The 11,889-nt window shown below is 34.0% G+C and carries 7 protein-coding genes; 5 read left to right on the top strand and 2 right to left on the bottom strand.

What is annotated here, in order from left to right; all coding sequences use genetic code 11:
- Positions 1–123: 123 nt before the first annotated feature.
- Entirely contained in the window at positions 124–1,509 is a 1,386-nt protein-coding gene (locus AAGV28_RS11720; RefSeq protein WP_373406998.1) for a hypothetical protein, read from the bottom strand.
- 17 nt (positions 1,510–1,526) lie between these two features.
- Complete coding sequence (locus AAGV28_RS11715) at positions 1,527–3,869, bottom strand: TonB-dependent receptor (RefSeq protein WP_373406997.1); 2,343 nt, start codon at positions 3,867–3,869, stop codon at positions 1,527–1,529.
- A 142-nt stretch (positions 3,870–4,011) separates the two neighbouring features.
- Here AAGV28_RS11715 and AAGV28_RS11710 point away from each other — a divergent pair, with 142 nt between their 5' ends.
- The 5 genes from AAGV28_RS11710 to AAGV28_RS11690 all read left to right on the top strand — a co-directional run bounded on the left by AAGV28_RS11710 (position 4,012) and on the right by AAGV28_RS11690 (position 11,477).
- The gene (locus tag AAGV28_RS11710) at positions 4,012–5,055 is read left to right on the top strand and encodes a helix-turn-helix domain-containing protein (RefSeq protein WP_373406996.1); all 1,044 of its coding nucleotides are present in this window, start codon (positions 4,012–4,014) and stop codon (positions 5,053–5,055) included.
- A gap of 173 nt (positions 5,056–5,228) precedes the next feature.
- Positions 5,229–8,039: a TonB-dependent receptor gene (locus AAGV28_RS11705; protein WP_373406995.1), complete on the top strand. Its 2,811-nt coding sequence runs from the start codon at positions 5,229–5,231 to the stop codon at positions 8,037–8,039.
- Positions 8,040–8,110: 71 nt separating this feature from the next.
- Positions 8,111–9,103, top strand: coding sequence for a metallophosphoesterase (locus AAGV28_RS11700; RefSeq protein WP_373406994.1), 993 nt, complete (start codon positions 8,111–8,113; stop codon positions 9,101–9,103).
- A gap of 2 nt (positions 9,104–9,105) precedes the next feature.
- Entirely contained in the window at positions 9,106–10,161 is a 1,056-nt protein-coding gene (locus tag AAGV28_RS11695; RefSeq protein WP_373406993.1) for a phytase, read from the top strand.
- Between the two features lie 704 nt (positions 10,162–10,865).
- A complete protein-coding gene (locus tag AAGV28_RS11690) occupies positions 10,866–11,477 on the top strand; it encodes a hypothetical protein (protein WP_373406992.1) in 612 nt (203 codons plus the stop codon).
- The last annotated feature ends 412 nt before the right edge of the window (positions 11,478–11,889 follow it).

Genomic DNA, 11,889 nt, shown 5'->3' with positions numbered 1-11,889 from the left:
TAGAAAACGGTTCTCGATACATTTTTCGCTTCATTTCATTACGCAAAAAACACTACCATTGACGTTTTTGATAATTTCACCCAACGGGTTAATTATATTATAAATAAATTTCAATTATTATTCTTAGTAAGCACCTAGGTAGAAACTACCAGAAGCTGCTTTCAGTTTAGCTCCTTTTGTTATAGCTTTAGTTTTTGTATTTACAATATAAATATTGCCATCTTTTCCAGCAGGAGTTAATGGAAGATATACGTTGTCTCCAATAACACCAATGTTTTGGTATTGACCTAATGTTGTAGTTAATCCTGCATCTGTTTCAATTTCGGTTGTTAATTTAGTAGCAGTTTTATCAGTTAAATTTACTAAGGCAACATATCCACCACTAGTACCAGTAATTGTATATAAAACAACAGCAATTCCATCCTTAACATATCTCCAGGCTTTTATTTGAGCTCCAGTTATACCTAATGCAGTATTTAGATTGAACTGATAAGATGCATCATAATCATTAGTCGTTTTGCTAATACGTAGGATATCTGCACCGCCAGTTGCGGTAGCTTGATAAACATGACCATCAGTCCCAACATATTGTGTCATAGTACGGTAACCGTGGTTGTTCGTCTTTGTTAAAGTAGAAGTAATAACCTTAGCATTTCTTAATAAAGGATAATCTACTACTAACGTTTTTGTACCATTGATGTTAGCAGCATCAGATGGCCATACAGGTAGACCATTAGCATCAATAGTTGGAGCTTTTGTAGGGTCTACTTTACTTACATTACAACCAATATATAGTTTGTTTTTAGCCGCATTTAATATAGGAACATCAATACGACTTACACCATAACCAGCTGCTCTTTCTTCATCTGTCCAAGGAAAATTAAATATAGCAGTATTAATAATGTAAGTATTATTTAAATCTATTGTTGCGATTTTTACTTCGCTATCTCTGTTTTTATAAACAAAGTTTGGAGCAGTTCCTCCATAAGTTAATGTTGCAGAACCTGCAAACACTCCTACTCCAATCCCTTCGGCAGCTTTTACCCAGCGAGGAGATGTTCCTAAAATAGAAGCAGTATTTACCTCAGAACCTACTTCTTTATATTGTCCTGCCCCTAAAACTTGGTATTTGTTGAATACACCACCTTCAGTTCCTGTGTATTGGATATTGTATAAAAATTTACCATCTTCTGACGCTTGAACACGGGCAGTACGGCTCGATTTTAAGGCAAATCCATTTACATAAGCCTCACCATTCATTTTAAAAAGGTCTACTTCATAATTTGGATCAGTAGCATTCTCTGGTGTAATAGCATAGGCACGTGTACCTCCATTTCCAGCACTTCCATCTTCATCAGGAAACGACCCTGTTAATGAAATCCAACGTGTACCTTCTTCTACAGGATCAGTTCCTGGATCATTGCTGTTGTCATCATTACTACAGCTTCCTAATGTCAGGGCTGAAATAACAGTACTAAATAATACTATTCTAAATAGATTTTTTTTCATGATATTTATTAATTTGATTATAAAAATTTACTAAAAGTGTAATTCAATTTGAAATAGATTCCTCTACCGGGTTTTTGTATTTGAAAATTATCGTAGAGTTCGGCGTTAAATATGTTTTTTACATCAATACTAGCTACTAATTTTTTAGAAGGAAAACGATAACTTGCACCTAAATCATGTATAAATTGGTTTGGTGTTAAAGACCAGTCAGGTTGTCCCCACACTATGTAATATTCACCCACATAGCCCATCGTATAATATGCGTTAAGTATGGATTTCTTTTGGAAAACATCATTAAATCGGTATTGACAGTTGGCGTTAACTGTAAAATAAGGTTCGTTAGGTACTTGTTGACCAAAAAAGCTATGTGCCTCACCATTATTGTCTGTTTCCTGTTTGAATACATTATTGAATTTGGAAAAATTCAAAGAAGCATTTAATCTGTTATTGTAGATATAAATAATTTCCGCTTCAAATCCTCTTGCTTGTGTTTTGCCAAGATTTACATATCGGGTGGTTTGTATGTCGGCATCTTCTTCTTCAAACTCAGGGTCTGAGGCATCAACAACTTGTTGCGTAATTTTATTAAAACCATTACGCCAGAAAGCATTAGCATAAAAAGAGATTTTATGTTTGCCAAAATCTAATGCTCCATAACGGAAACCTAGGTTGTAGTTAACATTTTTTTCTGGATCTAATCCAAGGTTTGGTAGAATATTGATCTCGGGAGCTCCAAACAATTGATTTTCGGCAGGCATGATATAAGAGTTCTCTGTTGTGCCAATGATAAAAAGATTGGGAATTATATTATAAGAAATTGTAGCTCCGTAACCAAAATTATAATCCGTTCTAGTCGTATCTTTTTTAACTATTGTATTTGCACCTCCGTTAGAAACGATCTCATATCTTGTTTGATCGGTACGATTGTTAGTGTATTTTCCTAGAATATTAGTTCTTACCTTTCTGTTAAAGGTTTCTGCTTCATAATTCATGGAGATAATATGCTTAGAAACAATACTTTTAGTCGCTAGGTCTCTAGCACCTGGATTCAATAAATCTTCATCTTTTCTATCTGTTGATTCATATTTGTGATTCAATGAAATACGATGTCCGTGAGTAATCATATACCCTAAATTAGAACGGGTATTGGTAATTTTTCTATCGGTATTGGTAATGGTTTTTGGCCCTTGTTGACCTCCTTGAAGTGTATTTAATGGAACATGTATTGTTTCGGTTACTGGTATTTGATTACCATTTTCATCTGTTGTTGATTGTTCATTACCATTTTCATCAAGAACAGGTATTAAGACAGGTCTGGTTCTTACTTTTCCATCCCAGTTATAAGCTAGCCCAACCGTATCTTGAATGTAGGTACTTCTGTTACTTCGTACAGCATTAATATTTAAAGCCAAGTCTTTTAATAGAAAATCTTTTTTAGTGTAATTTAGGATTAAAGCATGTGCATCAGTTTCATTAAATCGACCCACATAAGGTACTGCCATTGTGGTTCCATGAGGAATTTCTGTATAGTTACTGGATCCATTGTATCCAATAAAAAATTGATCGGCCCATTTAGTATCTGTAAAACCAACTTCAAAACGACCCCCAACAGATTTATAGTCGTTGTTAAACCTTTTTGCGCGATACGGTCTAATAATCTCTTGACCTTGATTCACGTATGTTGTAGATCTTCCCCATGTTTCATAACTATTGTCAGTGTATGTGTAAAAGCCTGAACCTCTAAAAGAAATCCCTGTTTTTTTATCACGATAGGTTGCGCTTAAATCGGACTGGAAAGTATTGAACGACCCATAAGATACAGCAGCAGTTGCATTGTTTTGTGATACATCTTTTTTCAAAACTACATTGATAGCGCCCCCTACATAATCTCCAGTTAAATGAGAAGGTAAAATTCCTTTGTAAACTTCTATACGCTCAATCATTGAGGGGGGTATATTGTTTAGATTGAAAGAAGAACCAAAAGTAGAAACTTCGATGCCATCAAGGAAGATTCCTATAGTGCTTCCTGACATACCATTAAGATTATATTCTACATTAGAGCCTATTCCTCCATTTTGCCTTACACGCACACCTACTGATCGGTCTAGTAATTCATTCGTAGTCAAGTTTCTTAGAGATGCTTCTTTGGTTTCAATAATATTTACTGCAAAACCGCTCGTTTCTACTTTTTGTTTGTGTGATTTTCCTATGATTTTTACGTCTTTTAACTCTTCTGCTTCTAAGTCTTTTTTGATTTTCTTTTCGGATTTTGTCACTTTTTCATCCACTTTTTTTTCTTGTGAAAAAACAGCTACCGAAAACAAGAAAATTACTATATAAAAAAGTGGTTTTGTGTTCATTGTTAGATTAAAATGCGTTTTTTATTAAAAAACTATTCTTAATTAGATTTATTATAAATAACTTTGCCGCAAAAATACTATCAGCATCCAGAAGATGAATAGGGAAAAACGGATTATTACTTTGTAAAAACGGATTATTATTTTGAAATTCAAATCGGAAATTCTAGGACAGCAAGAACCCATCATATTGATTGAAACGGGTGATTTTTACAATGAGAAAAGTCATTTTATAGAACAAAAAATGACTATAAACAAGGATAAGATTGGAGAGATTACTATTCATAATCAAATAACAGAAGGAATTTTGATATTGGACATTAAGCTGTTTCTTTCCAATCCGCAAACTATTCAAAACAAAATGATGGATGAGGCGATAGTGATGAATTTTATTTGTTCTAATAATATAGAAGCTCATATTGAAGCAATAGAAGGAGAGCAATTTTTGACTCAAAACACACACAATATTTTGTATGCTTCTAAGTTAAATGCTACTTTCAAAATTCCTGCTTTCGAAGAAATAAACTATCTGTCGATTATTGTATCTCCTGAATTTTATTCTAAATTGATTAATGAAGATTGGGCTATTCATAAAAAATTCTCTGAAAAAATCAATCAGAAAAAAACGGGATATTTTTCCCCTAAATACGCTCCATTCTCTTCTGGAATTCAGTGGATCATTCATGAAATTAAAAATTGTAGCTATCAGGGTGCCATGAAAAAAATGTATCTAGAAGCTAAAATAAAGGAACTTCTCATTTATCAATTTGATGCTCTAATGGAAAAATCTCAATTCAAGGAACAAATAAGCGAAGAAGAAAGAAACAAACTATTGGAAGCCAAATTAATTTTAGAAAAAAACTTTACTAGTGCGCCTTCTCTTGCGGAACTTTCGAGATTAATATCGCTCAATGAATTTAAATTAAAAAAAGGTTTTAAAGCTTGTTTTAACGTGACTATAAAAAGCTATGTTACCCAACTCAGGATGGAACATGCTAAGGATTTATTTAAAAATGAAGTCTCAAATGTAGGTGAAGTAGCATACAAATGTGGCTATAAAGATGTATCCCATTTTTCGGCAGCTTTCAAGTTTTTTTATGGGTTTACTCCTGCCAGTTTTAGAAAAATTAATCTTGGAGCAAAAATATGTCTTATGTATTTAGGAACTTACTCAATGTCTTTTATCTAGACTTTCCTTTGGTCAAACTTAGTTTGGTTTAACATGTTTCTGTTTCTAATGTTATTTTATTGTAATCAAAATCTTTTATTTAGTAAGATTAATAACAATAGCTTAATTTTTTTCGGTGTTTAAATTAATGGTTGACGCCTAGTTTTGCCTCAAAATTAATTAAAACAAGAACAATGAAAAAAAATTATTTAGTCGTGATGTTTTTTTTACTGGCACTAGCTGGTTATGCCCAAAGAGGGGTTATATCCGGAAAAGTGTTAGATGGCGATGACAAAATGCCTTTGCCAGGTGCAATGCTTCTATTAGAAGGAATGAATAAATATACGATTTCTGACTACAACGGACGCTATGAGTTCTTAAATGTACAAGAAGGATCATATACTGTTAAAGTATCTTACATAGGATATGCTGCAGGTTCTGCTACAGTTACTGTAAATCAAGGAGTAAATGCGGTTCAAAATTTTTCTTTAAAAGCTTCAGGAACAGAATTGAATGAAGTAGTTGTGGGTGATATCTTAAAAGGTCAAGCAAAAGCCTTAAGTCAACAAAAACACAATAAAAATATTGGAAACGTAATTTCTTCTGATCAAGTTGGACGTTTTCCAGATGCTAATATTGGTGACGCTTTGAAGCGTGTTCCAGGTGTTACGATGCAAAATGACCAAGGAGAAGCTAGAAACATTATCATTAGAGGTTTAGCACCATCATTAAACTCAGTAACTTTAAATGGAGACCGAATTCCATCTGCTGAGGGAGACAACAGAAATGTGCAAATGGATTTAATTCCATCAGATATGATTTCGACTATCGAAGTAAATAAAACCCTAACTTCAGATATGGATGCGGATGCTATTGGTGGTTCTGTAAATTTAGTGACTAGAGCCACTCCTAATGGGGAGCGTATTTCGGCTACTGTAGCAGGAGGTTATTTACCTATTCGTGAAAAAGCATCTTATACTGCTGGTTTTGTTTACGGAAATCGTTATTTTAATGATAAATTAGGAGCTGTGGTAAGTGGTTCTTATAATAATGTAGATTACGGATCGGATAACGTAGAAAATGAATGGGCAAAAGATGAATTTGGAAACGAATTTATACAAGCCGCAGAAATAAGAAGATATGATGTACAACGTATTCGTAGAAGTGGATCGGTTGCTTTAGATTATAAATTTAATGAAAACAATACCATTTTTGCCAATGCAATTTACAATTGGAGAGACGATAGAGAAAATCGTTATAGAACTACTTATGATGATATTGAAGCCATTTATGACGGAGAAAACATTGTAGGATTTGAAGGCCGTGCAAGACGTCAAACTAAAGGTGGAATTGATAATAATCGAAATAAAAGCAGAAGATTGGAAGATCAACGAGTGCAAAATTATTCCCTTCGTGGAGAGCATTTAATCAATTCTAAATTAGATTTAGATTGGTCTACTAATTATTCTAAAGCCAGAGAACACCGTCCAGGCGAGCGTTATATCGAATACCGTCAAAAAGGTTTAGATATTTTTCAGGATTTTTCAGAAAATAAATTTCCATTGGTAACTGCAACTGGCGAAACCTTAAATGATTTAGAATTTGATTCAGCATCTGAAAACACTGATGATACCTCAGAAAGTGAATTTGGAGCAAAAATAAATATTCGTGTGCCTTTTACTATTATTCCGAGTGAAAAAGGAAGATTTAGAACAGGTTTAAGGTTAAGAATGAAAGAAAAAATGAGAAACAACAATTTCTTCTCTTACGAACCAACAAATGCTAATATGGATTTGTTATCTGGTGTTCCAACAAGTTTTTTTGATGGAAAAGGATACAATCCGGGTGATAAATATGTGGCAGGAACTTTTGCTTCAGCTAATTATTTAGGAAATCTAGATTTGAACAATGCCTCATTATTTGACAAAGAATCTGATCCGTCAGAATTCTTAGCAGTAAATTATAATGCTAAAGAAAATATTTATGCTGCTTATGTAAGATGGGATCAGGATTTTAATGATAAATTATCAATGGTATTAGGTTTCCGTTCCGAGACGACTCATATCGATTATACAGGAAACCGTGTTCTAGACGAAGAAGAACTAGAAGGCGAAATTACTACAACTAATACCTATACGAATGTTTTACCAAGTGTTACATTACAATACAATGCTACTAAAGATTTGATTTTAAGAGCAGCGGCAACTACAGCTTTAGCAAGACCTAATTATTATGCTTTAGCTCCGTTTGTAAATAACATTGCTGCCGATATGGAAATTACTGCTGGAAATCCAGATCTTGATGTGACTTATTCTTATAATTATGATTTCATGGCTGAGAATTATTTCAAGTCAGTAGGTTTGATTTCTGGAGGTGTTTTCTACAAAAGATTAAATGACTTTATCTACAATTATAGCGATAACCAATACACAACGGCTAAGTTTGCTACTGATTTTCCAGATCAAAGCAATCCAATCCCAACGGGTGAAAACTGGTCATTTGTACAATCTAGAAACGGAAAAAGCGTAGATGTTTACGGATTTGAAGTAGCGTTACAACGCCAATTGGATTTCTTTGAAAGTAAATTTTTAAAAGGATTTGGAGTATATTTGAACTATACTTATACCAAATCTGAAGCCAAAGGAATTGCTGACGAGGATGGAAACGAAAGAGAAAACATTAGTCTTCCAGGAACAGCACCACACATGTTTAATGGTTCATTGTCTTGGGAAAACAAACGTTTCTCTGCTAGAGTTTCTACTAATTTTGCTGCTGATTATTTAGATGAATTAGGAGCTGATGATTATCAAGATAGCTATTATGACAAACAATTTTTCTTAGACGCGAATGCTGCTTACAAAATTACCCCAAACATTCGTCTTTTTGCAGAAGCCAATAACTTAACCAATCAACCGTTACGTTATTACCAAGGTGTTGAAGCAAATACAAAACAAGTAGAATACTATCAGGCACGTTTTAACTTTGGTTTGAAATTTGACTTTTAGAACTAACATAATAATTTAGAATAAAGCTGACAGGATTATTTAATCCTGTCACTTTTTCGTTTAAGAAAAGGATGAAAAATAAAATTTATAGTGTCTTCTTTGTACTGCTTTGTGTCATTGCAACAGCACAATCACAAGAAGAAAGAGAACTTTCAGGATATCAGGGCGGATACATTCCGGAATTGCAAACTTTAAGTAAGAGTTTAAATTTCTTATTGATAGGCGATTTTGGTCGTTACGGACAGTTTTTCCAAAAAGAAGTAGCGCAACAAATGGGGAAAGCAGCTGCTACCATCGAATCTGATTTTGTGGTTGCAGTAGGCGATAATTTCTATCCTAATGGCGTACAAAGTACTCAGGATTATTCCTGGATTGCTTCCTTTGAAAGTATCTATACCCATTATAATTTGCAAGATCCATGGTATGTAGCCTTAGGAAATCATGATTATCGGGGCAACATTCAGGCTCAGATTGATTATTCTAAACTCAGCCGCCGCTGGCACATGCCATCTGCATATTTTTCTAAAACTTTCGAATTGAAAGATGGAAATAAAGTATTGATGGTCGTGATGGATACTTCGCCATTTATTGATAGTTACCATGAAAAGGGTTCGGATATGTATGAGAACATTATTGCTCAGGATACCACTGCTCAAAAAAAATGGATTGAAAAAGAATTAGCTACCACTGATAAATCCATCAAGTGGAAAATTGTAGTAGGACACCATCCATTATACACTGGAGGAAAACGAAAAGACAGTCCTGATACGAAGGGTTTTGAAAATAAATTTGCTGCAATGTTTGATAAATATAAAGTGGATGCTTATTTCTGCGGACACGAACACGACTTGCAAATTATAAAACCAAAAGGACGTTATACTACCCAGTTTTTGTCGGGTACAGCTTGCGAAGTCCGTCCTACTGGAAGCAGAGAAGGAACTCTATTTGCTGCACAAACAGCTGGTTTTATGACTTTCTCCTTAAACGATTTGAATTTATTGGCACAAGTAGTAGATGTAAACGGAAAAATAATTCACACCACCACAATTAAAAAAACAAAATAAAAATGAAAATCAAATTTATCGCCATAGTACTTTTAGGAGTAACCGTTGCCTCATGCGGAAGCAAGTTGGCAGCCGTTAGAAAAGATGCTTTACAACCAGCTGTGGTTACACAAGCCTTGCCTCATGATACTGATGATCCTGCAATCTGGATTAACCCTGCAGATGCTACAAAAAGCATTATTATTGGTACAGACAAAGATACCAATGGCGGATTGTATGCCTTTGATTTGCAAGGAAAAATCATCAAAAAATCAATCTCTTTGCAAAGACCTAATAATGTAGATATTGCTTACGGATTAGTAATTAATGGTAAAAAAATGGACGTAGCTGTTACCACCGAGCGTGAAACTAATAGTATTCGTGTGTTTAGTCTGCCGGATTTAGTACCTATTGATAATGGTGGAATTCCTGTTTTTGAAGGTGAAGCAATGCGCGGCCCTATGGGAATTGCCTTGTACACTCGCCCAAGCGACCAAAAAATATTTGCTGTTGTGGGTCGAAAAGAAGGGCCTACTAACGGTTATTTATGGCAGTACGAATTGACCGATGCGGGCAACGGAAAAGTAGGAGCAACAGTGGTGCGTAAATTTGGAAACTACAGCGGCAGAAAAGAAATTGAAGCCATTGCTGTGGATAATGAGTTAGGAACTATTTTATACTGCGATGAGCAATTTGGAATCCGAAAATATCTTGCTGATCCAGCCGCTAAAAACGATACTGAATTAGCTCTTTTTGGTCAAAAAGACTTTAAATCCGATAACGAAGGAATCGCTATTTACAAAAAATCGGCTACCGAAGGCTATATTTTGGTGTCCAACCAGCAAGCCAATACCTTTATGGTCTATCCAAGAGAAGGAGCCAATGGAAATCCAAATGAATATTCATTATTAGCCGAAATTCCAACTTCAACCGTAGAATGTGATGGCGCCGATGTAACTAATGTTAACTTAGGTGGAGCTTATAAAAACGGACTTTTTGTAGCCATGAGCAACGGCATGACCTTTCATTACTACAACTGGGACAGCATCCAGCAACTGATTGATGCGGCCAAAAAATAATAGATTATTGTAACCAACGCTTTCGGGGTCTTAAACCCTAAAAGGGTTCTGGAAACCTACAATCGCCTCTTTTAGCAATAAAAGAGGCGATTTTTTTATTGTTTGCTATCAATAGTGGTGTTTAGTACATGCTTTATTGGTTCGAAGTACGAATAGTATTAGTAGGTCGAACCAATAGTATTAGTAGGTCGAACTAATAGACCTACTACTTCGTACTAATAACAGAGGTACTTAATACTAATAGTATTTGTACTTCGAACCAATAGACCTACTACTTCGTACTAATAACAGAGGTACTTAATACCAATAGTATTCGTACTTCGAACCAATAGAATTACTACTTCGTACTAATAACAGAGGTACTTAATACCAATAGTATTTGTACTTCGAACCAATAGGCCTACTACTTCGTACTAATAATAGAGGTACTTAATACCAGTTTTTTTAGAATAAATAAAAAAGATTAATTACAAAAAGCACAAACTACGGGCGGATAGTAAGCCCTTTTTGTTTTGAAAAAAGACACTGTGCATTATTTTACAAATAATTTTGTTTGTAAGAAAAAAAGAATATATTTGAAAAGTTAAATCTCCTTGGATGATCCCAGTGATTTTTGGATCTATGGGAGAAGGTTGGTCTTAAGAATGTGCAGCTTAGTGCAAACTCAAACAAGTATAAAAATAAAACTTAAAACAAATAGTATAATGAGAAAAATGATTAAAATTAGTTCACTTTTAATTTTCACAATGTTTTTAAATTCTTGTGCTTCGGGATACAAAAAAATAAATCCTGAAACAATAAACTATGTGTCAAAAAGCATTGAAAATAATATTGTACTAGAATACAAATATGATTTATTAGAAAAAAAATATAAGAAGAAAGAAACTAAAAATAATATTAAGCTCATAGCTGTTAAACTCACCAATAATTCTGAAAAAGAAATAGTTTTTGGAAAAGATATTAGATTTTCTTATGAAAATGGTAATGAGGTTAGTTTAATTGAGACAGAAAAATTATTCAAAACAATTAAACAGAGTCCAGCTTCCTATCTATGGTACTTACTATTAACTCCGATGAATTTATATACAACTGGCTCAAATGGAGAGCAAACGAGTTCCACTCCAATAGGACTTGTAGTTGGTCCTGGTTTAGCTGGAGGAAATATGATTGCAGCAAGTTCAGCAAATAAAAATTTTAAAAATGAATTAATGCAATTTGATCTTAATGGAAGAACAATCAAAAAAGGAGAGACAGTTTATGGATTGATAGGTTCAAATTCAAATAGTTATGAGTCGATTAAAATAAAAGTCCAATAATACCATTTCCTAATTCCGATAGCACAAGCATGCCGCTTGTACCCGTAAAAAAACAACTATTAAAGGATTGTGTATACAAGTGTTACGCTAGCTGTGACTTTATAAGAATCAGTAGAAATGGCTTGTAAGCCTTTACAAGAATCAATAGAAACGGGTTTTAACCCGTTTTAAAATTAAAATATTCAATAGGCTTTAGCCGAAATCTAAATAAAGATTTGGCTAAAGCTTTTTTGTTTTGCATAATCCAGTCATCTGGCTAAAGCCAAACGCAATTGAAAAAGCCCGATCGCTCAGTTTGACCCCACCACAATCGTTAGCGCAGGCACTTACCTGTACCCACAAAGAATGTCAAAACAATACATTTTAAAAAAACTCTATTTCAATCATAAAAAAATGTGAAATCAAACGAATT

Origin of the sequence: Flavobacterium zubiriense (genome assembly GCF_041729725.1) — a bacterium.
Taxonomy (GTDB): Bacteria; Bacteroidota; Bacteroidia; order Flavobacteriales; family Flavobacteriaceae; genus Flavobacterium; species Flavobacterium zubiriense.
The sequence above is the reverse complement of the archived record's forward strand: the minus strand, read 5'-3'. Positions and strand labels throughout refer to the sequence as shown.

Coding starts and splice junctions, on each gene's coding strand:
- AAGV28_RS11720 (WP_373406998.1), bottom strand. CDS start 1,509: ATGAAAAAAAATCTATTTAGAATAGTATTATTTAGTACTGTTATTTCA.
- AAGV28_RS11715 (WP_373406997.1), bottom strand. CDS start 3,869: ATGAACACAAAACCACTTTTTTATATAGTAATTTTCTTGTTTTCGGTA.
- AAGV28_RS11705 (WP_373406995.1), top strand. CDS start 5,229: ATGAAAAAAAATTATTTAGTCGTGATGTTTTTTTTACTGGCACTAGCT.
- AAGV28_RS11700 (WP_373406994.1), top strand. CDS start 8,111: ATGAAAAATAAAATTTATAGTGTCTTCTTTGTACTGCTTTGTGTCATT.
- AAGV28_RS11695 (WP_373406993.1), top strand. CDS start 9,106: ATGAAAATCAAATTTATCGCCATAGTACTTTTAGGAGTAACCGTTGCC.
- AAGV28_RS11690 (WP_373406992.1), top strand. CDS start 10,866: ATGAGAAAAATGATTAAAATTAGTTCACTTTTAATTTTCACAATGTTT.